This window comes from Streptomyces sp. DvalAA-14, from assembly GCF_900091855.1.
In the GTDB taxonomy this organism is placed as follows: Bacteria; Actinomycetota; Actinomycetes; order Streptomycetales; family Streptomycetaceae; genus Actinacidiphila.
Map to the genome: position 1 here is coordinate 25317 of NZ_FMCH01000629.1, position 21425 is coordinate 46741.

Genomic DNA, 21425 nt, shown 5'->3' on the forward strand with positions numbered 1-21425 from the left:
CCTGCGGATGTCCGATCGGCTCCATCGGGTACGTGGAAGGTGCAGCCGACGCAACCCGTCCTCCCATGGCGTCGGGTGATCGCTCTCGGGTACCGTCCGTGGACTTGTTGCTGGCGAAGACCCTGGGAGCATTCGGTGGCCGGAATATTGGCGGTATTGGCGGAAGCTCCGCCGCTCCGCAGGGCGGGGAATCTCAGTGTCGTTGTGGACGGGCACAAGGTCGGTCCGGTCCGGCAGGGGGAGGTAGCGGAATTTACTGTTGAGCCCGGTCCGCACAGCGTGCGGGTCACTGCCGGCGGCAACAGGTCGAACGCGGTGGCCGTCACGGTGACCGATGGTGAGAGGTGCCGGATCGTCAGTTCCAGCACAGGGCTCGGTCTGGTGGCGATCGTGCCTCTGCTGGGGCTCATCCTGATGTTGATCCCCGGGTCGATCTTCCGCCTGCGCCCTCACGTTCAACGTCGGGCACCCGCACCGGCGGGCCAAGGGAGCAGCGGCCACGAGGGCGGATCGACGGGTCTGTGGTGGGAGTCCGACCCCGTCCTGGCCAAGCGTTACCGCAAAGGCCAGGGGTGACCGGCTCGGCCGTTGTCTTGGCGCGGGAGTCCGGCTTCGGCTCGGGCTGGGACGGCTCAGTGGTCGGCGCTGGAAGTCCTTCGGGGTTGACTTGAAGCACTCGTCCTGTGGAGTCCAGGTAGCGGAGCGGACGTGCCAGTTGTGTCGTTGCGCGTGACGCCAGCGTGACCAGTCGGTAGACAGCTGGGAGATCCGGATCCGGACCCGGTCTGTGGCGGCGGATGTGCCCGGTTTCCGTCAGCGGTTTCCAGGCTGGTTGGCCGCTGCGGGTCAGCCGCGCACCGCAGCCAGGCACTCGTCGTACAGGTCCATGATTTCGCCCTTGCCGTCGTTGGCGACCCACGTGATCGATGCGGCATCCAGGCACGCGAACGCCGTCGCGATCACCGCGCGGGCCTTCGCGCCCTCGGTGCCGGTAGCTGCGTCCATACGGGTCTCGATGAGCGGCAGGAGATCGTCCTGGAATCGCAGTCGCTTTTCGAGCCAACCGGCACGCAACGAGGCGGTGTTGTGCAGGAGACGGAACCGCTCCAGGGCCTGTTCGCGGCTGTCGTGCAGGGTCAGTACGGCAGCAACCCCTGCGCGCAGGGCCTCCCAGACGCCGACGTCGGCCGGCAGTTCGCCGATCGTGTCTGTCAGGACCTGCCCGAAGCGGTCCTGGCTGCCGCCGAGAAGATCCTCCTTGGTGCCGAAGTAGCGGAAGAGGGTGCGCTGGGAAACGCCGGCCTCTCGGGCGATCTGGGCGATGGTCGTCTCGTCGTAGCCCTGCTCGGTGAACAGGCGCAAGGCCGTCTCGAGGATCTCTCGGGAGGCCATCTGTCGTGTCCGGTCCCACAGCGTGGTCGGAGTCTTCGTCGCTGCCTTGGCGTCCTGCTGCATAGCACCAGATTACCCAGCGCTGCCAAGGCGGCATGCGCATCCCGTGTGACAGTCACCGCCAATCTGGCATACACTGCCAGAATGAGCGGCACCGCCCGCTGCCCCACGGACAGGAGCCGCTCACGCCCCGCCCAGAAGCACGCAAAGGAGCGCATCATGCCTGCACCCACAGCTCTGATCACCGGTGGAACCAGTGGCATCGGCAAGGCGACCGCCGAACTGCTCCACTCCCGCGGCTACCGCGTCATGGTCACCGGCCTCGGCAATGTCGCCAACGCCGGACTTCCCGAAGACGTCACGGCTGTCCGGGCCGACGCACGGTCCCTGCCGGACATCGACCAGGCGATGGACCAAGCGCGCCGGCAACTCGGCTCCCTCGACCTGCTCTTCCTCAACGCGGGCATCTCCCGCCCCGGCCCGATCGAATCAACCGACGAAGACGCCTTCGACGCCCTGTTCGACACCAACGTCAAGGGAAGCTTCTTCACCCTGCAAAAGGCGCTGCCGCTCCTCAACGAGGGCGCCTCGGTCGTGTTCACCGTGGGCGCCGCCGAAGGGCTCGGGGCCGCGATGACAGCCGCCAAGGGCGCGCTGCTGCCCCTCATGCGGTCCCTGGCACTCGAACTCGCACCCCGTCGCATACGTGTCAACGCCGTCAGCCCGGGATTGATCAACACCCCTGCCTACAGCAAGATGGGTGTCTCCCAGGAAATGATCGACTCCTGGGCCCGGGACGTCCCGCTCGGCCGCGTCGGCGCTCCCGCCGACATCGCCGAAGCCGTGGCCTTCCTCGCCTCGGACGCCGCCGGCTACATCACCGGCGACAACCTCACCGTCTCCGGCGGCATCGGTGTCCACTCCAACGCCTGACGAGTAATTTGGGTCTGCCCGGAAGGTCCACCGGGCCCGAAGCCCAGTCTGTGGCCCGGGCGAGCCGATGGCCCGTGCGGGAAGCCAGCCCCCGCAACTTCGTTCTCCACCACGGATAGACGGGCCGCCCTCCTTCCATGCCCGTGTGCTCCGCCGTGCCCTTGGAACCGACCGCTGCCGAGCGCCACTGGCTCAAGAAGATGGCCTACGGCCACAAGACCCCCTACCGGGCAGGCCAGCGGGCGACGATCGTGCTTATGGCAGCACGAGGCCGCGGCAACGCCCGGATCGCCGCCGAAATCCACCTGGGCTGCCGGTTACCGGCCGAGACCGGAGTTCCGCTGTCGCGCTGGTCGTGCCGGGAACTGGCAGCCAAGCTGAGGGCGTGTCCTCAGGTCGGTGGCGCCGCGTCGCACATGGCCACCGGCGGGCACGGCGGCCGGGGTGGGCGGTGTTTTGCTTATGAGGCGTCCCATGGTGCGGGGTCGGGGTGACGGTGCCAGTACCAGGGGCGGGAGGCGAGGGCTTCGGCGGGCTGGCCGAGTGCCGTGGCGAGCAGGGTGCCGCCGTCGTCGACCGTGCGGGAGCGGTAGGTCGCGTCCAGTACGCCGAGCACGGAGCGGGCCGCGGCACGCTGATCGGCGGACAGGCCCTCCAGGGCTGTATCGAGCCGAGTACGGGTCAGCAGATCGTCTTCGTAGAGGGCGGCGGAATACCACCTGGAGGGCGGCCAGCCCTCGGCCATGCGTACGGTGAGCCGTTCCCAGGCGGACAGGAGGTCGCGTGCGGCCTGTGCCGGAGCGGACTCCCCGGATGTCGGCGCGAATCCGCTCGCGGTCACCGGCGTCGGAGCCCGCCACGCGCGGACCACGGACTCCAGGGGACCTACGGCCGCACCGGGGAAGTCCGCCAGCGGCTCCTCCGCCGCGCGTACATACCACGGGCCGTCCTCGTCGTCCGGCTCCTCCACCACGACGTGCACCAGCCGGCCGTCGGGCGCCGCCGCGAGCCGCACGTCGGGGCTGATCCTCACGGTGGGAATCAGCGCGGCACAGTCCAGGAGCCGCGCGAGCCGCAGCGCCAACTCCCGCTCGGACGGCTGAGGGCCGGCCGCCTCGACTGTGTACAAGACCAGCGACCAAGCCAACTCACCGTTCAGTGCCCCGTATTCGCAGGTGGCGAGCGCCCGCGGGTCCCGATCCTCCCAATCGTCCATCGGATGCACCCCGACTCGCGCGGTCGGAACCCCGAACGCCTCGCCCACTGCTTCGGCCAGATCCTTCGGGTCCACCGGGCGCGGAATGAGCACGGAGTAGAGCAACTGCGGGTCGAAAGTCATCTGGTGTACGTCCTGTAGAGGTCGAGCGCGGTCTGGACCGCTTGGGGGTTGTTCACGAACTTGGGGTCGTTGGCGAAGGCCCTCTCGACCTTGCTCATATCGCCTCCGGCCTTCTTGATCATGGCGAGTGCCGAGTACTCGACACGGCCGATCTTCACGATGCCCGGTCCCGAGTCGGGAAAGACCGTCCCAGTGTCTTCGACACCGTACGAGCGTCCATTGACCTCGTAGCGACCCGTCTCCGCGTTGAAGCGGGCCTGACCCGCGGCTATGGCTTCGATGTCGCCGTCGACGGCCTGCCGTGCCTCCGGCAGGACGAGGCTGTTCTCGGCCTGGACGTTCTTGAGGTTGATACCGCTGAAGGTGTGCCGCGGGTGAGGCGCACGCAGGGTCTTGCCGCGCGCGGGGCCCGCGACATCCTCCCCGACCTGCCATGTTCTCCGTCCACCGCCGCCAGCCTGCGACGCCGCGGTCATCAGTGCCTTGACTCCGCCGAAGTCCGCGACCGGAATCGCGATTCCCTCCGGAGTCACCGCGACTTTGACGATGTCGCGCAGCGCGTCGGGCAGGCCCTTGACGATGATCCGCGCTCCGTTGCCGAGGCCGCGGATGGCGGCAGCCATGTCCTTGAGCCCGGTGATCGCTCCTTTGACGCCTTCGGCGCCGATGCGGAGGAGGCCGCCGGCTTTGTAGAGTTCGGCGAGTTTGCCGAGGGAGGTCAGGCCCTTGGTCATGGGGATGCAGTCCAGGGCTGCGAACAGGACGTCCCATAACGTGGCCTTGCCCTGGATGTACTTGCTGATCGTGTCGGCGAGGACGAGCAGGGCTGCGGCGACGACGAGCCAGGCCAGCGGTCCGCCGATGATCATGACGACGATGCCGAGGATGGCCACGATCCATTTGCAGACGGTGACGATGTCGTCCCAGTGGTCGGCGACCCAGTGGACCGCTTTCTCCCACCAGTGCCGATTCTTGATACCGGCGTCGGAGGCTTCGTGGAGCTTGGTGACGGTGCGGCGGGCGGCGTCCTCGCGCAGTCCGCGGGCTTGCTCGGCAAGGCGTTTGGCCGCGTCCAGTGCCGACTGCGCCGACGTCACCGCCTGCTGGGCGTGGGCCTGCTGGGCCTTGGCGGCGGCCAGGTCGCGGGTGGCCTGGCGGACCTGGTCCGAATCCGGCGGGGGAACCGTCTTCCCCGGATTCTTCGCCGGGTCGTAGGTGTCGGCGGTGGCAGCCGCGGTATGCACCCAGTTCTGCGCACCGTTCAGGCCGCCTTGTGCGGCGGTGAGTTGGGCGTGGGCGGTGCGGCCGTCCGCCAGCGCCCGGTCGGCCTGGGACTGGGCGTGCTCCAAGTCCGGCCAGTACGCCTCCAGGGCGTCGGCCGCCAACCGGTACGAGGTGTGCAGCTTGTCCAGGTTCTTCGGCGCCGACCCGAACTCGTCCCGGAACGCATCCGCCGACAGCCCCGCCCACGACAGGATCGCGTCCTCCGACTGCATCCCCTTCACCAGACGCAGCGCCGACTCCACATCGTCGGCGAAGTCGTGCAACTGCAGCGACAACGCCTTCACCCGCGACGGATCACCCGGCGTCGGGTCACGGTCCAAATCGAGTATGTGCCAGTCCCCAGGCCGCCCCATCCGCCCCGCTCCCCCCGGAGTTCCCCAGTCACAACACCAATGACGCATCGCTCAGCCTAGGCAGTTCCCCCCGAGCCCGACAGACCACTCCACCCGGCCCGTAGCCGCCCCGGCAGGAACCCCAGCTCACCTCACCAGCGGTCGCCGCGCGACCAGCGATCGAAGGGGGCCAACCGCGCGATCGCCGGGGCGACGGCGGAGAGGGCTTCCGCGAAACCCTGGGCCAGCCGCACGCACATGGCCAGCAACTCGTCGGCGGCGATCAGCTCGACGTCCGGCCGCGGCACCCAGGACGTGTGCGAGACACACGAGATGCGCGCCTGGTCTCCCTCCGGGCGGAACGTCAGCGTTCGCTCCACGCCCTGCGGGTAGAGATCGAGCTCGATCTCCCGGCCCGAGCGCAAAGCCTCGATCAGGCCGGGCAACTCCTCGACGAAGGCCGACATGTCGTAGCTGATGTCGAACGCCCAGTCGTCCCGCGTTCAACGGTGGCCCGCGAAGGCCCGGGGCGCGCCTGTCGGCCTGCCGATTGCTCCGCTGCCCAAGCTGCCGGCTCAGCGGTTGATGGTCTGGACTTCGCGGACGGTGATGTCTTGCGGTTGTCCGAAGGCTCCTTGGGGGAGGGGCTTCGGCTCCGGTTGGCCGGTGCCGGTCCAGCTGATGTGCCAGGTGACGGTCGCGGTGAGCTGGTACGGGCCGGCGTTCTGGGTGGAGCGGAGGTAGGTGACTCCGCAGGGGGGCGGGTCTGCGGCGCCGGGGGTGTACGGGGTGCCGATCCGGTCGGCGTTGAGCGGGCAGGTGCCGGTGGCTGGGTAGAGCTGGGCGTCGGGGGTGCCCGGGTCGATGCGCATGCTGACCGGGGTGGCGGTCGTGGTCGCCGAGATGCCGTAGTCGGGCAGGTAGGCGGTGACCGACACGGGGCGGAAGGTGGCGGCGTCCAGCCAGACCCAGGTGGGGACGTTCACGGTCTGCGGGCTCGGAGGGTTGATGTTCGCCGTTCCCTGCGGGATGAGGATCTGCTCGTAGGCCAGCTCGGCGAGGATTTCGGGGGTGACCGCGTTGCGGTGCCCGGGCGGTGCGGGCTGGCCCTTGTCGACCCAGAAGGGTTCGTCGGTGCAGGAACTCGCCCCCGGCTCGTCGTAGTTGGCGGGGGGCGTGTAGCCGGACCAGAAGTATCCCTGGCCGGCCTTGTCCAGGTTGAAGTTGGTGTACGGCTTGCCGTTGACGAAATAGTCCCGCTCGCCGTTCTTGAACTCCTGGCTGGGCGAGTCCTCGGCCCACACGGTCTCGGCGGAGGCTTTCATCTGCGCGGGCGTGTAGGTCGGCTGGTACCAGCAAGCGGGCGGGCTCCAGTTGCCGACGGGGGTGAGGGGGCCGACACGGCCACCGCGGCCGGGGGTGCCGTTCTTCGACGTGTCGTACTGGACACCGGCGCTGGCCGAGATCGACCCCCTGCCGGGGTCGCTTGCTCCGGTCGGCGTGCCTGTGGGTGGCGTGTTGCCGACGTTGCCGTTTCCGCCGCGATCATCTGCGAGAGCCGGACCGGCGAGGAGCGCCAGACCACTTGCCGAAGCCACGGCTATGCTGACGAGTTTTGACCGTCTCAGGGCTGGCACTGCTTGGACCCCCTGTCCGACAACACGCTGTCGGTCTGCCAGACGCCTTGGGCGTTCTTCTTCAGATGCGTGTTGTACAGGACGTAGCTGTTGGCAGACGTCGGCGTGTGTTTCGTCGGCTTCTTCGGATGCGTGATGTACGACTTGCTCTCGTCCGAGCAGTAGATCACCGAGGCCGTGTCAGCACCGAGAAGCGTGACCTTCCGCGCGAAGAAGCGCGTGATGCCGGCCCACTTGTCGCCCTTGGCGATGTAACCGTGGACATAGGTGAGGGCTGCCTCCATCCCCCTTCCGGTGCTGTAGAACGCCAGCGGTTCGGTGTTCGGGGATCCTTGGAAGATCGCGTCGTCCATCGAGTCGACCCACTGCTCGTTGTCGGCGAGGACCGAGTCCTTGGTGGGGTCACCGGTGTGCTGGTCCTCGAAAACATTCTTGGCGTAGGACGGGAAGGTGATGGTCGGCCGGCCCGGCGTGGCAGAGGCCGTGGGCGAAGCAGTTGCCGAGGCGGAGGCTGAGGTCGACGGCGTGACCGCAGCCGACGTCGGGGTCTTGTCCGAGGTGGTCGCGTCACCTCCGCCGCAGGCGGCCAGCAGCAGCGCGGCAGAAGCCGTCACCGCGGTGGTGGCAAGCGTGATCGGTACCCGCATGGTCAATGAACTCCCCGTTCGGTCGGCGGGACACCGTCGAACCGGACTCACCGACGTATCCCTCATACGTCCCGCCCACGGCCCCCTGGCACTTGGCCATCGACAGTACCGAAGTTCCGCCGCCGGGATGAGGGAAGCGCACGGGCTGATGCCGTTGCGCCCGTCAGGGGGCGTCCGGCTCGGTGAGGGCGTCCATCCGGCGGGTGGCGACCTCGCGGTCGGTGGCGGCGGCCACGAACGCGGACACCTGATCGGGGCCGACCAGGGCGCGGACGGCGGCCACGGTGGTCGGGGGGAGGGGGACCGGCACGGGTTGGTCGTTCACGGGCGGCCGGGCCGGCTGCGGCGCGGGGTCGGTGGGCGGGCCGGCGTCGCCGAGGTGACGGCGGATGTGCTCGGTGGCGCGCGTCCGCATCGCCCGGGCGAGTTCCGCGTCGACGGTCTGCTGGGCCAGCGGACGCAGCCGTCGGATCAGGTCGGCCGCTTCCGCTGCCTCGGCGTCGGTCGGCGGGTGCTGGAGGAACCGCTGGAAGACGTACTCGGTGGTGAACTCCAAGAACCGCTCCGAGATGTGCTCCACCTGCGTGCGCAGCTCGCCCAGGTGGCCGGTGATCGCGGGCAGGGGCACCCCGGCGGCGTGCAGTTCGACGGCGACCGCCAACTCCTGGGGGCTCGGCACCAGGAACTCGTCGTCACTGCCCGGCGCCGGCTCCAGCACGCCGAGCCGCAGGGCTTCCCGCACGGCCACGAGGTCGGTGACCCCGCCGAATCTCTCGACGAGCTCGGCCAGGCTGATCCTGGCCGGCTGCTCGTCCGACCAGGGCCGGTCGACCTCCCCCACCAGGCCGAGCACCCCGCCGAGTCCGGTGCCGGCGTCCCAGGCGGCCAGCAATTCCTTGATGCTGGCCAGCGTGTACCCGCGTTCGAGCAGGTCGGCGATCTGTCGCAGCCGGGCCAGGTGCGTGTCGCCGTAGACGTTGGACCGGCCGCGGCGCTCCGGCTTCGGCAGCAGCCCGCGGTCGATGTACGCACGGATGGTGCGGACCGTCGTCCCGCTCTCACGGGACAGGTCCTCGATCCGGTACGTGCGCTGCTCGGCGGCGGTGCTCACGCCTTGACTCCTCGGTCGCCCGGCTCCAGATGGTCAGGAGGAAGCGGCGCTGCCCGTCGGCTTGGCGGTGGCGGCGCGGGCCGCCGGGGATATCGCCAGGTACTCGACGGCCTTGCGCAACGAACCCTCCTGCGAGGGATGGTACGACCGGCGCAGGTAGCGGGGCATCGCGCGGTTGAGCGAAGCCCACGACGGCAGCAGTCCGCGGCGGGCCGCGGCCCGGTGTGCCCTGAAGCGGTACGCCCCGTGGTCCAATTGCGGGTCGTGCCGCATGGTGTAGCGGGCACCGGTGACCCAGAGGTAGAACAGGGTCGGCCAGGCCAGCGCCATCCCCTCGGCCCGGCGCAGGTAGCGGGCCGCGCCCCTGCCGCCGGTGTGCTGGTACATGTCGAAGGCGACCGCCCGGTGCTCGACCTCCTCGGCGCCGTGCCAGCGCAGCAGGTCCAGCATCACTTCGTCGGCGCCGACCCGGTCCAGGGCGTCGGCGGCCAGGATCCAGTCGCCGAGCACCGCGGTGAAGTGCTCGATCGCGGCTATCAGCGACAGCCGGAAGCGCAGCCACTCGCGGTCCGGCACCGGCAGGCCCCAGGGGGGCCGCTCGCCGAGCAGCACGTCGAACATCCACTCCACCCGCCTGGTATAGGCGTCGGTGTCCAGCCGCTGTTCGGCCAAGTGGTCGAGCACGTAGGCGTGCTGGACGCTGTGCGTGGACTCCTGGCCCATGAATCCCTTGACGTCCTTGAGCAGCTGTTCGTCGGTGACCAGGGGCAGGGCCTCCTTGAAGACTTTGACGAACCACCGCTCGCCGGCGGGCAGCAGCAGATGCAGCACATTGATGACATGCGTGGCCGTCGGCTCGTCGGGAATCCAGTGCAGCGGGGTCCGCGTCCAGTCGAACGACACGCGGCGCGGTGTGATGGCGTCGCTCACGAGGTGGGCCTCCTTGCCCGGGCGGTGCTTCGGATGCGTGCACGATGCGGATCGCTTGTCAGGGGCACGGAACTGTCGGACCTGCCCCCGCGGAGCTGCCGCGAACGGCCCCGGCGCCGTCCCGCTCGCCGGTGACGAAATCACCGATCCAGCGGGCCAGTTGCTCCGGGCGTGAGCGCGGCAGCCAGTGCCGGGCCGGCAGAGTGCGCCGGGTCAGGTCCGGCACCCACGCGTCGAGGTCGTCGTAGAGCCGCTCGGACAGGTACGCGTCTGCCGTCGGTGTGATGAGCTGCACCGGCACCCGGGCGTAGGCGTCGAGGCGCGGACTGCCCATCCGTCGCCGGATGTTGTCCCGGTACAGCCAGGCACCGTGCGCCGCGTCCTCCGGCAGCGAGGCCGTCGGGTAGCCGTCGGAGGGCAGCTTCTCGGCGCGGGCCAATATCCGGGGCCACCGCCTGCCGAGCGGTCCCCGCCAGGCGAGTTCCGGCAGCAGCGGGGTGTGCAGCGCGTACACGTACCAGGACTTCAGGCCCTGGCGGAGGACTTGGGCGGCATTGCGCGGGGTGGGGTGTCGCACCCGGCGGCTGATCCAGAGGCCGAAGTGGTCCAGGCTGGGGCCGGAGATCGAGGTGAAGGAGGCGAGCCGTCCGTCGGTGGCGGGGACGGTGGCGAACTCCCAGCCCTGGACCGAACCCCAGTCGTGCCCGACCAGGTGCACCGGCCGGTCCGGGCTGACCGCGTCGGCGACCGCCACGAAGTCCTCGGTCAGCTTCTCCAGGGTGAAGCCGCCCCTGAGCGGCTCCGGCGCTCCCGACCGGCCATGCCCGCGTACGTCGTAGAGCACCACGTGGAAGCGGTCGGCGAGCAGGCCGGCCACCTCCGACCAGACTTCCTTGCTGTCCGGGTAGCCGTGCAGCAGCACGACCGTCGTCGGCCGGACGCTCCCGCCCGAACCGGCCCCGGACTCCGCCTCACCTCCCGCGCCGCTCCCCGCCCGCCCCGTACCGACCAGGCCGCCACCGCGCCCCGTCGCGGCGTCGTCGACGACCCCGAACTCCGCCACGCACAACCGCACCCCGTCCGCGCCCGTCACGAAGCGCTCCCGGGCCCGCCCGGTCCCGCCGCTCCGGGTCCCGCCGCCCCCGTTGCCGTCGCCGCTCATGCCGCCCACCCGGCCCTTCCCCCGTATCGCGCGGTACTGATCCCGCCACCGCGTGCGGCCACTGCACGCCGCCACAACATGCCCTCACAACGAACCGCGTCAACCGCGACATCAGCGATGAGCTCAACCCCGACCTCAACCCCGACCTCAACCCTGACATCAATCAATGTGACAGCGTCCACTGACATGGTCAAGACCCCCATGACCGCCTGTGGACAACCCGCACGACCCCTACGGGGACGTCAGCCGCGAGTACTACCCGGATCCGGGCCTCCGGGCTGACGACCTGCTCTTGCGCCGCCCACTACGGTCATGCACGTGACAGTGATCGCTACCGAAAGCCTGAGCAAGCGGTACCCGAGGGTGACCGCACTCGACCGGCTGACCGTCGACATCACGCCGGGAGTGACCGGCTTGGTGGGCGCGAACGGCGCCGGGAAGTCGACCCTGATCAAAATCCTGCTGGGGTTGTCCCCGGCCACCGAGGGTCGTGCCGCCGTGCTCGGGCTCGACGTGGCCACCGAGGGAGCGGAGATCCGCGCCCTGGTCGGCTACATGCCCGAGCACGACTGCCTGCCGCCCGATGTCTCGGCGACCGAATTCGTCGTGCACATGGCCAGGATGTCCGGACTGCCGCCGACCGCCGCCCGCGAGCGCACCGCCGACACACTGCGCCACGTCGGCCTCTACGAGGAGCGGTACCGCCCGATGGGCGGCTACTCCACCGGTATGAAGCAACGCGTCAAACTCGCCCAGGCGCTCGTCCACGACCCGCGGCTCGTGCTGCTCGACGAGCCCACCAACGGCCTGGACCCGGCCGGCCGCGAGGAGATGCTGGGCCTGATCCGCCGAGTGCACACCGACTTCGGCATCTCGGTACTGGTCACCTCCCACCTGCTCGGGGAGTTGGAGCGCACCAGCGACCACATCGTGGTGATCGACGGGGGCCAGCTGCTGCGCGCCTCCTCGACCAGCGACTTCACCCAGGCCACCGGCTCCCTCGCGGTCGAGGTCACCGACCGCGAACAGGAGTTGCTCGGCCTGCTGACCGCCGGCGGCCTGACCGCCAAGGCCGGCGGCCACCTGCTGATGGTCGACATCGCGGACGAGGAGACGTACGACCAGGTGCGCGACGCGGTCGCCGGACTCGGCGTCGGCCTGGTCCGGATGGAACAGCGCCGCCACCGCATCGCCGAGCTCTTCACGGACGACCCGACCGAGACACCGACCGAGACACCGGCCAAGACACCGGCCAAGACACCGGCCAAGACACCGACCGAGACACCGACCGGGGCCCCGCCGGACGCCCCGGCCGGCACCCCCGGCGACGACATCACGGAAAAGGAAGGAGAAGGCCGTGACGCAGCCTGACCTGGCCACCACGCCGCCCCCGGGCGCCTCGCCCACCCCCGCCGACGTCATCCACAACATCGGCTACCGGAAGTACGACGGCCCCCGGCTCGGCCGCGCCTACGCCCGCCGTTCGCTGTACAGCCAGAGTCTGCGCGGCGCCTACGGCCTCGGGCGCAGCGCCAAGTCCAAGGTGCTGCCCATGATCCTGCTGGGCGTGATGTGCCTGCCGGCGCTGATCATGGTGGCTGTGGCGGTCTTCACCGACATGAGCAAGCTGCCGGTCGAGTACACCCGTTACGCCGTCATCATGCAGGCACTCATCACGCTCTTCGTCGCCTCGCAGGCCCCGCAGTCCGTCTCCCGCGACCTGCGTTTCAAAACCACTCCGCTGTACTTCTCCCGGCCCATCGAGCGCATCGACTACGTGGCCGCCAAGTACGCCGCGCTGACCACCGCGCTGTTCGTGCTGACCGCGGTCCCCCTCCTCATCCTTTACGTCGGCGCGCTGCTGGCGAAGCTCGGCTTCGCCACCCAGACCGCCGGGTTCGCGAAGGGGTTGCTCTCCGTGCTCCTGCTGTCTCTGCTGTTCGCGGGCATCGGCCTGGTGATCGCCGCTGTCACGCCCCGCCGCGGCTTCGGTGTCGCGGCGATCATCGCTGTCTTCGTGATCACCTACGGCGCGGTCTCCGCCGTCCAGGGCGTCGCCGCCTCCCAGGAGGACCTGCACGTGATCGGCTGGCTCGGGGTCTTCTCGCCGATCACGCTGATCGACGGCTTCTCCACCTGGTTCCTGGGCGCGACCTCCGCCTTCCCCGATTCCGCCGGGCCGCCCGACGCACTGGCCGGGGCGGTCTACCTGCTGGTCGTCGCCGGCCTCGTCGCCGGCTGCTTCGGACTGCTGATGCGCCGCTACCGGAAGGTGGGCCTGTCGTGACGACGATCGGCATCGACAAGGTCTCCCGCTGGTTCGGCAATGTGGTGGCCGTCAACGACATCACCATGACCATCGGCCCCGGGGTGACCGGGCTGCTCGGCCCCAACGGCGCCGGCAAGTCCACCCTGATCAACATGATGGCGGGCTTCCTGGCCCCCTCCACCGGTTCGGTCGCCCTCGACGGCGTGACCATCTGGCGCAACGAGCAGGCGTACCGCGAGATCGGCATCGTCCCGGAGCGGGAGTCGATGTACGACTTCCTGACCGCGCGGGAGTTCGTCGTCGCCAACGCCGAGCTGCACGGACTGCCCGACCCGGGTGCCGCCGCCCAGCGGGCGCTGGCCACCGTGGAGATGGAGTACGCCCAGGACCGGCGGATCGAGACGTACAGCAAGGGCATGCGGCAACGCGCCAAGATGGCGTCCGCGCTCGTCCACGAGCCGTCGGTGCTGCTGCTCGACGAGCCGTTCAACGGCATGGACCCCCGGCAGCGGCTGCAGTTGATGGAGTTGCTGCGCCGGATGGGCGCCGACGGCCGGACCGTGCTGTTCTCCTCGCACATCCTGGAGGAGGTCGAGCAACTCGCGCACCACATCGAGGTCGTGGTGGCGGGCCGGCACGCGGCGTCCGGCGACTTCCGCAAGATCCGCCGACTGATGACCGACCGCCCGCACCGCTACCTCGTCCGCTCCAGCGACGACCGCGCTCTTGCCTCCGCGCTGATCGCGCACGCGTCCACCGCAGCCATCGAGCTGGACCGTACGGAGAATGCGCTGCTCATCCAGGCCGTCGACTTCGCGGGCTTCACCGAGTTCCTGCCCCGGATCGCCCGCGACCACGGCATCCGGCTCTTCACCGTCTCGCCGTCCGACGAGTCCTTGGAGAGCGTCTTCTCCTACCTGGTCACGGCATAAGGAGCCGACACAGATGCCCGCCAACACCGCCGGCGCCGCGGACCCGACCGCCGTCCCAGGCCCGACCCTCTCCCCCTCCTCCCCTTCTTACCCTTCCGCTTCCACCACCCGTCCGTACGCCCCGCTGGGCCCCCGACCGCCGCTGCGCACCGGTCCCGCCTTCTTCCACCCCACCGTGGCCCGGCTGACCTACCGCGGCCTGCTCGGCCGCCGGCGCGCCCTGCTGCTGTTCGCGCTGCCGATGCTGCTGCTGATCATCGTGGCCGCGGTCCGTGCCCTGACCGGCGCGGACGACGGCACGGCGGCCGGCCTCCTGCAGGGCTTCGCGCTCAGCGCGATGGTGCCGCTGGTCGGCGTGATCGCCGGCACGGGCGCGATCGGGCCGGAGATCGACGACGGCGCGATCGTGTACCTGCTGGCCAAGCCGGTCAAACGCGGCACCATCATCGCCACCAAGCTGCTGGTGGCCATCGGTGTCACCGTCGGATTCTGCGCCGTACCGACACTGCTGGCCGGCTACATCCTCGACGGCTCCAGCCAGCACCTCGCCGTCGCCTTTGCGGTCGCCGCGGCGGTGGCGTCCGTCGCCTACTCCGCGATCTTCCTGATGCTCGGGGTCATCACCCGGCACGCGGTGGTGGTCGGCCTGGTCTACGCGCTGCTGTGGGAGTCGGTGATCGGTAACTACGTGCCGGGCGCGCGCACCCTCAGCGTCCAGCAGTGGTCGCTGGCCATCGCGCAGAAGATCGCCGACGGCGGGCAGGTCAGCTCCGATGTGGGGCTGACGACCTCGGTGGTCCTGCTGCTGGTGGTCACCGGCGCGGCCACCTGGTTCGCGGGCCACAAGCTGCGGTCACTGAAGCTGGCCGGCGACGAATAAGAAAAAGACGAATCGAGTGACGTAAGGGGAGTGACGTAAGAGGCGCCCACCCTGGAGACCGGTCCTTACCGGCGCCCTGTGAGCCCGCTCGCCCGGCGGGCTCACAGATCATCGGATAAGACTGGGAGGGATGGCCCCGAAGATACCGGAGGTCCAGGCGACCTCCCCGCCCCCGCAGGGCCGCGCGTTTCCCCCGGCCGCCAGGCGCCGCCGGTTCACCCCCGGTGACGTGCGGCGGTTCCTCGCGGGCTGGGTGCCCTCCTCGCCGGGCACCCACCTGTGGCTGGCCGTGCTGGCCGTCACCACCTGTGTGGCCGCCGGACTGTCTCCGGACCTGCGGTCGTATCTCCTGCACAGCGTCAGTACCAACCTGGACGAGTTGGCCCATCACCCGATCAGAGTCCTGGTCGCCAGCGCGCTGTGGATCGAGGCCCCGTCCAGCTTCGTCTTCTACGCCGTGCTGTTCGAACTGCTGCACGCCACCGCCGAACGCTGGCTCGGCACCGCACGCTGGCTGTTGGTCGCCGCGCTGGCGCATGTGGGCGCCACCCTCGTCAGCCAGCGAGCGGTCTTCTTCGGCATCCGCGACGACAAGCTGCCGCACTCACTGGCCCACACCATCGACATAGGAGTCAGTTATGGGCTGGCCGGCGTGGTCGGCGTCCTGGCCTACCGGGTGCCCTGGCCCTGGCGCGGCGGATATCTGGCCGGCGTGCTGGCTTTCTTCGCGTACCCGGTGATCAGCCAGGGGACGTTCACCGATCTGGGCCATCTGACGGCCGTCCTGATCGGGCTCTGCTGCTACGCGCTCACACCTCAAGGGCGAAGAGCCGGCGCAGCACCAGCGCGATCCCGTCGTCGTCGTTGGACGCGGTGATCTCGTCGGCGACGGCCTTCAGGTCTTCGTGGGCGTTGCCCATCGCCACGCCGTGTCCCGCCCACGCGAACATCGGTATGTCGTTGGGCATGTCGCCGAAGGCGACGGTGGCGGCGGCCGGTACCCGCAGGCGCCGCGCCGCCAGCGACAGGCCGGTGGCCTTGGTCAGTCCCAACGGCAGCAGCTCCACGATGCCGGCCCCCGCCATCGTCACCCCCACCAGATCACCGGCCGCCGCAACGGCGGCCTCGGCCAGAGCGTCGTCGGACAGGCCGCCCGCGTGCTGGATGTAGATCTTGTTGATCGGCTCGGCCCACAGCTCGCCGGGATCGGCCATCAAGGTGACGGGCAGCTCCGGGTGGTAGAGGTAGCCCGCGCCGACCAGGACCTCGCCCGCCAGGCCGTCACGGCTGGCGGCCACCGCGAGCGGACCGGCCTCCGCCTCGATCTTCTCCAGTGCCAGCGCGGCCAGCTGCCGGTCCAGCGTCACCGAGGTCAGCAGCCGGCGCGCGCCCGCGTCGTAGAGCTGCCCGCCCTGGCCGCAGACGGCCAGACCGCGGTAATCGAGGTCGTCCAGGACGTGCCGGGTCCAGGACACCGAGCGGCCGGTGACGACGATGTGCGCCGCGCCCGCCGCGGTGACGGCGGCGAGCGTGGCACGCGAGGCCGGCGAGACGGTCCCGTCGTCGCGCAGCAGCGTCCCGTCCAGATCGGTGGCGACCAGCCGGTACGGCAGGGGGCCCGGCTCCTGGGCGCTGCCCGCGGTCACTTGACGGCGGCGGAGATACCGGCGGACGTACCGGCGGCCGGGTCCGCCGACGGGCCGGCGGGGCCGCCGGTGGCCGGCCGGACCGGCTTCAGGAACTCCCGGCCGCCGAGATACGGCCGCAGCACCTCGGGTACGCGCACCGATCCGTCGGCGAGCTGGTGGTTCTCCAGGATCGCCACGATCGTCCGCGGCACCGCGCACAGCGTGCCGTTGAGAGTGGCCAGCGGCCGGGTGCCGTCGGCGTCGCGCAGCCGGATGTTGAGCCGGCGGGACTGGAACTCAGTGGTGTTGGACGTCGAGGTCAGCTCGCGGTACTTGCCCTGCGTCGGGACCCACGCCTCGCAGTCGAATTTCCGCGACGCCGAGGAGCCGAGGTCGCCGGAGGCCAGCTCGATCACCTGGAACGGCAGCTCCAGCGCGGACAGCCACTGCTTCTCCCAGGCCAGCAGCCGCTGGTGCTCGGCTTCGGCGTCCTCCGGGCGGGTACAGACGAACATCTCCACCTTTTCGAACTGGTGGACGCGGATGATGCCGCGGGTGTCCTTGCCGTACGAGCCGGCCTCGCGCCGGTAGCACGGCGAGTAGCCGGCGTAGCGCAGCGGCAGCCGGGACGCGTCGATGATCTCGTCCATGTGGTATGCGGCGAGCGGGACCTCGGAGGTGCCGACCAGGTAGAGGTCGTCCTTCGCCAGGTGGTAGACGTCGTCCTCGACCTGGCCGAGGTAGCCGGTGCCGGCCATGGCCGCGGGCTTGACCAGGTTGGGGGTGATCATCGGAGTGAAGCCGGCTTCGATGGCCTGCGCGATCGCCGCGTTGACCAGGGCCAGCTCCAGCAGCGCGCCCACGCCGGTCAGATAGTAGAAGCGCGAGCCGGACACCTTCGCGCCGCGGTCCATGTCGATGGCGCCGAGCCGCTCGCCCAGCTCCAGATGGTCGCGGGGGGTGAAGCCCTCGGCGGCGAAGTCGCGGGGGACGCCGTGCTGCTCGAGGACGACGAAGTCCTCCTCGCCGCCGATCGGCGTTTCCGGGTGGACCAGGTTGCCGAGCTTGAGCAGCAGTTGCTGGGCCTGCTCGGCCGCTTCGTGCTGCTCGGCGTCGGCGGCCTTCACCGCTTCGGCCAGCTCCTTGGTGCGCCTGAGCAGCTCGGCCTTCTCCTCGCCCTGCGCCTTGGGGATCAGCTTGCCCAGCTGCCGCTGCTCGGAGCGCAGCTGGTCGAAGCGGGTACTGGACGACCTGCGCCGCTCGTCGGCGGAGAGCAGGGAGTCGACGAGTGCGACATCCTCTCCACGGGCGCGCTGGGAGGCGCGCACACGGTCGGGGTCCTCACGAAGCAGGCGAAGGTCAATCACGGTCACAGGTTACCGGGGAGCGGGTCGGCGGCGCGACGCGTTAGCGGCGTAATATGCGTTATGTCCACTTCGCCGGAAAAGCTCAATAGGTCAGTGAAACGACCGAAAAAGGATCACGTCAACGCTATTGACCTGATCCTTCCTTCGAGTCAGCGGGCTTGTGGAGAACCGGAGTTGACAGGCCCTCGGAGGGCCGCCGGCGACCCTTTGCTGTGTGAGTTATCCACAGCCTCGGTGGGATTTCCACGTCTTGTCCACAGGGTGTGGGGAAGATCTGTGGAGAAGGGTCAAGATCATTTTCCGGGGTCGATGTTCGGCTATGGATTCCCCGTTGAAACCGGACTCACACTCTCTTTGGAGTGAGAAGTGTTCCCCCGGGAGGATTCATTGGGCGAATTGGGGTGACGTGCGTGAGCTGCGTCACTCTCACCCCGCTTGGTGTCTGTGTACCCATTTGTCGACTTGGTCGGCTTACTGTGTCGACTTGTCCGCAAGTTACCCACAGGCGGTGCGCGCGGCCTGTGGATAACTCGGTGGAAAACTCAGCCGCGGCCGTCCAGCGTGCGGTTCAGCCAGTCCGCCGCCTCGCTGAACTCGATGTCGGTGGTCCCCGGCGTGACCTGAACCCCCACCTCGTCCGCCCGCGGATAGGACCCGAGGAACCGCACATTCAGACAGCGCCGCCGCAGACCCATCAGCGCCTCGCCGACCCGGCGGTCGGTCAGATGGCCTTCGGCGTCGACGGAGAAGCAGTAGCGCCCCAGGCCCTCACCGGTCGGCCGGGACTCGATCCGGCTCAGGTTCACCCCGCGGATCGCGAACTCCTGCAGCAGTTCGAGCAGCGCGCCCGGATGGTCGTCGCGCAGCCAGAACACCGCCGAGGTCTTGTCCGCGCCGGTCGGGGACGCCAACCGGGCCGGCCGCCCGACCAGCACGAACCGGGTGGTGGCGTTCTTCGCGTCGCGGATGTCGGTGGCGAGCGGCTCCAGCCCGTACATCGGCGCCGCGAACTCGCCGGCGAACGCCCCGTCGTAGCGGCCCTCCTGCACCAGCCGGGCGCCGTCCGCGTTGGACAGCGCCGACTCCCACTGGGCCTGCGGCAGGTTCTCCGCCAGCCAGTTGCGCACCTGGGACTGCGCGGCCTGGTGCCCGGTGACGGTCTTGACGTCGGCCAGCTCCGTGCCGGGCCTGACCAGCAGGGCGAAGGCGATCGGCAGCAGCACCTCGCGGTAGATCATCAGCGGCTCGCCGAACGCCAACTGGTCCAAGGTGGCGGTGATGCCGCCCTCCACCGAGTTCTCGATGGGGACGAGCGCGCCGCCCGCCTCCCCCTTGCGCACCGCGTCCATCGCGGCGGGCACGGACACCATGGGTGTCAGCTCGCGGGTGGCGGACTCGGGCAGGGTACGCAGGGCCGCCTCGGTGAAGGTGCCTGCTGGTCCCAGATACGTATAGCGGCTCGCCGGCGACATGGCGTCAGCCTAATGGCCGCTCGTGAGCGCCCGGCCGCTGTTCCACGTGAAACATCGCCTGCCCGCCTGCCCGCCTGCCCGCCTGCCCGCCTCCCTGCCTCCCCCGCTACGGGCGGACCGCCCGCAGACCGCTGTCGGACAGCTCCCGGACCGCCGCCGGTTCATCCCTCCAGCAGCCGCTGCCCGACGTACTCGCCCGGTCCCGCGCCGCCCGGCACCGCGAACAGCCCGCTCGCCTCGTGCCGCAGGAAGCGGGACAGCCCGTCCGAGCCGTCCAGCTTGCGCTGCACCGGTACGAAGCCCCGCATCGGATCGGCCTGCCAGGCCACGAACAGCAGCCCGGCGTCCGGACTGCCGTCGCTGCCGATCCCGTCGTGGTACGAGAACCCGCGCCGCAGCATCGCCGCGCCACCGTTGGAGGCGGCGGCCGCCACCCTGATGTGCGCGTCGCCCGCGATGGCGAGCGAATTGTCGGCGTCGAAGGCGGCCAGATTCACCGGGGTCGTCGCCGTGCCGCCGGACAGTGGCGCTCCGTCGGACTTGCGGCGCCCGATCACCTTCTCCTGCCGCGCCACCGACAAGTGGTCCCAGGAGTCCAGCAGCATCCGGATCCGCCGCACCACCGCGTACGAGCCGCCGGCCATCCAGGCCGGTGAGGAGCCGGCGCTGCCGCCCGCGGGCACGAAGACCTTCTGGTCGAAGCCGGGATCGGTCGGCTTGGGGTTGTTGGTGCCGTCGATCTGCCCCATCAGATTGCGGACGGTCATCGGCCGGGCCGTGGCCCCGGGGGTGCGGTTGAAGCCGTTCATCTGCCAGCGCACGGAAGCCGTTCCGTGGGCGGCCTTCTGCAGCACCCGCAGCGCGTGGAAGGCGACCAGTGCGTCGTCCGCGCCGATCTGCACCCACAGGTCGCCGTTGCTGCGCCGGGCGTCGAGCGCGTCGGCGGGGAAGTCCGGCAGCGGGGCGAGGGCCTGCGGGCGCTGCCCGGTCAGCCCGGTGCGGGCGAAGAAGCTGCGGCCGAAGCCGAAGGTGACCGTCAGCGAGGAAGGTCCGGCGTCATCGGCCACCTGGTCGTCGTAGGCAGCCGGGGTGGTCGGACGGCCCTCCCGGGTCATCTCCCGCGCGGCGTCCGACCAGCGGCGCAGCAGTCCGGCCGCGGCCCGCCGGTCGGCCCCCGGCGCCAGGTCGAAGGCGACCAGATGCGCGCGGGCCTGGGCGGGCTCCACGATCCCGGCCTGCCGGGCACCCTCGAACGGGATGTGCCCGGTGCCCACGCTGCTCAGCGCGGTCGGTTCGGTCCGGGCGGCGGCTGCCGTCGCGGCCCCCGCCCCGCCGCCCACCAGGAGTCCGGCGGCCCCGGCGGCGCCCGCGGTGCCGAGCAGGCGGCGCCGGGTCACGGGAGCGGTGGGGGCACCGGTCGTCGGGGCGGCCGGGGCGCCGCTCTTCGGGGCTGTTGTGTCGTCGTTCACCGTACTCACGGGCTGACCTGCACGTTCCTGGTCTGGGTGATTTCGTCGATGTCGGAGGTGCGGACGGTCACCTGGAGCTGCCAGGTTCCCGCCAGCGGGAGTTGGACGGCGGCCGCGGTCCAGTCACCGGTGCCGGTGTGTTTCAGCGGCACCTGGATGGGGCCGAGGTGCTGGGCGGGAAGCGTGAAGGCGACCCGGACCTCGGGGACGTCGACCGGGGCGCCGCCCGGGCCGGTCAGCCGCAGACCGATCTGGTTGGCGCCGCCCGCACGGGCCGGGGACAGCGTGAAGGCCGCCGTGCCCCGCCCCTTCGGGCCACCGGTGTCGTAGGGGATGGTCAGCGCGATCCGGCCGGACGCCCCCGGCGCCGAGGAGGGCCCGGCGGGCGCGGTGGACGAGGACGCGGCCGGCGCGTCCGCCAGTCCCTTCTGCTCCTCGGCGGCCCGGCCGGGCTGGGAGCCGGTGAGCAGCGTGGTCACGGTCAACAGCGCCGCGGCCACCACCACTTCGGCCAGCACCGAACGGCGCAGCGCGCTGCGGGCCGGGTCCGCGTCCCGGACCTTGCGGGCCCGGGCGGCGCTGCGGGCGGCCTGCTGCCGGCGGAGCTGAGCGGCCCGCTCGGTGCCGGTGCCTGTGTCGCT

The 21425-nt window shown here is 70.3% G+C and carries 19 protein-coding genes and 1 pseudogene; 6 read left to right on the forward strand and 14 right to left on the reverse strand.

The window, feature by feature from the left end:
• Nucleotides 1-846 precede the first annotated feature (846 nt).
• Nucleotides 847-1455 (reverse strand): TetR/AcrR family transcriptional regulator, encoded by a 609-nt coding sequence (locus tag GA0115240_RS33410; RefSeq protein ID WP_093742627.1) that lies wholly within the window; start codon nucleotides 1453-1455, stop codon nucleotides 847-849.
• Between the two features lie 156 nt (nucleotides 1456-1611).
• Here GA0115240_RS33410 and GA0115240_RS33415 point away from each other — a divergent pair, with 156 nt between their 5' ends.
• Nucleotides 1612-2325, forward strand: coding sequence for an SDR family NAD(P)-dependent oxidoreductase (locus tag GA0115240_RS33415; RefSeq protein WP_093742629.1), 714 nt, complete (start codon nucleotides 1612-1614; stop codon nucleotides 2323-2325).
• 460 nt (nucleotides 2326-2785) lie between these two features.
• On the opposite strand, the gene GA0115240_RS37485 is transcribed toward GA0115240_RS33415, so the two are convergent.
• The 8 genes and pseudogenes from GA0115240_RS37485 to GA0115240_RS33465 form a co-directional block, all read right to left on the reverse strand.
• The gene (locus GA0115240_RS37485) at nucleotides 2786-3664 is read right to left on the reverse strand and encodes a hypothetical protein (protein WP_161302636.1); all 879 of its coding nucleotides are present in this window, start codon (nucleotides 3662-3664) and stop codon (nucleotides 2786-2788) included.
• A complete protein-coding gene (locus GA0115240_RS33435; RefSeq protein ID WP_370673403.1) occupies nucleotides 3661-5349 on the reverse strand; it encodes a putative T7SS-secreted protein in 1689 nt (562 codons plus the stop codon). The genes GA0115240_RS37485 and GA0115240_RS33435 overlap by 4 nt, the downstream gene beginning before the upstream one ends.
• Before the next feature lie 83 nt (nucleotides 5350-5432).
• On the reverse strand, nucleotides 5433-5747 hold the full coding sequence (locus GA0115240_RS33440) for a hypothetical protein (RefSeq protein WP_093742635.1): 315 nt from the start codon (nucleotides 5745-5747) through the stop codon (nucleotides 5433-5435).
• Nucleotides 5748-5855: 108 nt separating this feature from the next.
• Complete coding sequence (locus GA0115240_RS33445; RefSeq protein ID WP_256070167.1) at nucleotides 5856-6878, reverse strand: hypothetical protein; 1023 nt, start codon at nucleotides 6876-6878, stop codon at nucleotides 5856-5858.
• 26 nt (nucleotides 6879-6904) lie between these two features.
• Nucleotides 6905-7564, reverse strand: a complete 660-nt coding sequence (locus GA0115240_RS33450; protein ID WP_093742638.1) for a hypothetical protein — start codon at nucleotides 7562-7564, stop codon at nucleotides 6905-6907.
• A 163-nt stretch (nucleotides 7565-7727) separates the two neighbouring features.
• Nucleotides 7728-8675: a MerR family transcriptional regulator gene (locus tag GA0115240_RS33455; protein WP_093742641.1), complete on the reverse strand. Its 948-nt coding sequence runs from the start codon at nucleotides 8673-8675 to the stop codon at nucleotides 7728-7730.
• 33 nt (nucleotides 8676-8708) lie between these two features.
• Complete coding sequence (locus GA0115240_RS33460) at nucleotides 8709-9605, reverse strand: metal-dependent hydrolase (protein WP_093742644.1); 897 nt, start codon at nucleotides 9603-9605, stop codon at nucleotides 8709-8711.
• A gap of 103 nt (nucleotides 9606-9708) precedes the next feature.
• Nucleotides 9709-10767, reverse strand: a pseudogene (locus tag GA0115240_RS33465) (alpha/beta fold hydrolase); the annotation flags it as partial.
• Between the two features lie 312 nt (nucleotides 10768-11079).
• Between GA0115240_RS33465 and GA0115240_RS33470 the strand changes: the two are divergent.
• The 5 genes from GA0115240_RS33470 to GA0115240_RS33490 all read left to right on the forward strand — a co-directional run bounded on the left by GA0115240_RS33470 (nucleotide 11080) and on the right by GA0115240_RS33490 (nucleotide 15725).
• Nucleotides 11080-12138, forward strand: coding sequence for an ABC transporter ATP-binding protein (locus tag GA0115240_RS33470; RefSeq protein ID WP_093742646.1), 1059 nt, complete (start codon nucleotides 11080-11082; stop codon nucleotides 12136-12138).
• Nucleotide 12139: 1 nt separating this feature from the next.
• Complete coding sequence (locus GA0115240_RS33475; RefSeq protein WP_093742662.1) at nucleotides 12140-13054, forward strand: ABC-2 transporter permease; 915 nt, start codon at nucleotides 12140-12142, stop codon at nucleotides 13052-13054.
• Nucleotides 13051-13968: an ABC transporter ATP-binding protein gene (locus GA0115240_RS33480; RefSeq protein WP_093742648.1), complete on the forward strand. Its 918-nt coding sequence runs from the start codon at nucleotides 13051-13053 to the stop codon at nucleotides 13966-13968. Before GA0115240_RS33475 ends, GA0115240_RS33480 begins: the two co-directional genes overlap by 4 nt.
• A 13-nt stretch (nucleotides 13969-13981) precedes the next feature.
• Complete coding sequence (locus GA0115240_RS33485; RefSeq protein WP_093742650.1) at nucleotides 13982-14848, forward strand: ABC transporter permease subunit; 867 nt, start codon at nucleotides 13982-13984, stop codon at nucleotides 14846-14848.
• 130 nt (nucleotides 14849-14978) lie between these two features.
• Nucleotides 14979-15725: a rhomboid-like protein gene (locus GA0115240_RS33490; RefSeq protein WP_202451988.1), complete on the forward strand. Its 747-nt coding sequence runs from the start codon at nucleotides 14979-14981 to the stop codon at nucleotides 15723-15725.
• Here GA0115240_RS33490 and GA0115240_RS33495 read toward each other — a convergent pair.
• The 5 genes from GA0115240_RS33495 to GA0115240_RS33515 all read right to left on the reverse strand — a co-directional run.
• On the reverse strand, nucleotides 15658-16494 hold the full coding sequence (locus GA0115240_RS33495) for an HAD family hydrolase (RefSeq protein WP_093742652.1): 837 nt from the start codon (nucleotides 16492-16494) through the stop codon (nucleotides 15658-15660). The genes GA0115240_RS33490 and GA0115240_RS33495 overlap by 68 nt on opposite strands.
• Nucleotides 16491-17843, reverse strand: a complete 1353-nt coding sequence (gene serS, locus GA0115240_RS33500; protein WP_093742666.1) for a serine--tRNA ligase — start codon at nucleotides 17841-17843, stop codon at nucleotides 16491-16493. Before serS ends, GA0115240_RS33495 begins: the two co-directional genes overlap by 4 nt.
• Before the next feature lie 542 nt (nucleotides 17844-18385).
• Nucleotides 18386-19315 (reverse strand): prephenate dehydratase, encoded by a 930-nt coding sequence (gene pheA, locus GA0115240_RS33505; RefSeq protein WP_093742654.1) that lies wholly within the window; start codon nucleotides 19313-19315, stop codon nucleotides 18386-18388.
• Nucleotides 19316-19476: 161 nt separating this feature from the next.
• The gene (gene efeB / locus GA0115240_RS33510; RefSeq protein ID WP_256070170.1) at nucleotides 19477-20712 is read right to left on the reverse strand and encodes an iron uptake transporter deferrochelatase/peroxidase subunit; all 1236 of its coding nucleotides are present in this window, start codon (nucleotides 20710-20712) and stop codon (nucleotides 19477-19479) included.
• Between the two features lie 77 nt (nucleotides 20713-20789).
• Nucleotides 20790-21425, reverse strand: a 636-nt coding sequence (locus tag GA0115240_RS33515) for a FixH family protein (RefSeq protein ID WP_176725246.1), incomplete at its 5' end; no start/stop codon positions are given.

What these genes read in the sequence shown, in the direction of transcription:
- GA0115240_RS37485 (WP_161302636.1), bottom strand. Translation starts at nt 3,664, where the DNA reads ATGACTTTCGACCCGCAGTTGCTCTACTCCGTGCTCATTCCGCGCCCG.
- GA0115240_RS33450 (WP_093742638.1), bottom strand. Translation starts at nt 7,564, where the DNA reads ATGCGGGTACCGATCACGCTTGCCACCACCGCGGTGACGGCTTCTGCC.
- GA0115240_RS33440 (WP_093742635.1), bottom strand. Translation starts at nt 5,747, where the DNA reads ATGTCGGCCTTCGTCGAGGAGTTGCCCGGCCTGATCGAGGCTTTGCGC.
- GA0115240_RS33415 (WP_093742629.1), top strand. Translation starts at nt 1,612, where the DNA reads ATGCCTGCACCCACAGCTCTGATCACCGGTGGAACCAGTGGCATCGGC.
- GA0115240_RS33470 (WP_093742646.1), top strand. Translation starts at nt 11,080, where the DNA reads ATGCACGTGACAGTGATCGCTACCGAAAGCCTGAGCAAGCGGTACCCG.
- GA0115240_RS33410 (WP_093742627.1), bottom strand. Translation starts at nt 1,455, where the DNA reads ATGCAGCAGGACGCCAAGGCAGCGACGAAGACTCCGACCACGCTGTGG.
- GA0115240_RS33485 (WP_093742650.1), top strand. Translation starts at nt 13,982, where the DNA reads ATGCCCGCCAACACCGCCGGCGCCGCGGACCCGACCGCCGTCCCAGGC.
- pheA (WP_093742654.1), bottom strand. Translation starts at nt 19,315, where the DNA reads ATGTCGCCGGCGAGCCGCTATACGTATCTGGGACCAGCAGGCACCTTC.
- GA0115240_RS33435 (WP_370673403.1), bottom strand. Translation starts at nt 5,349, where the DNA reads ATGCGTCATTGGTGTTGTGACTGGGGAACTCCGGGGGGAGCGGGGCGG.
- GA0115240_RS33490 (WP_202451988.1), top strand. Translation starts at nt 14,979, where the DNA reads ATGGCCCCGAAGATACCGGAGGTCCAGGCGACCTCCCCGCCCCCGCAG.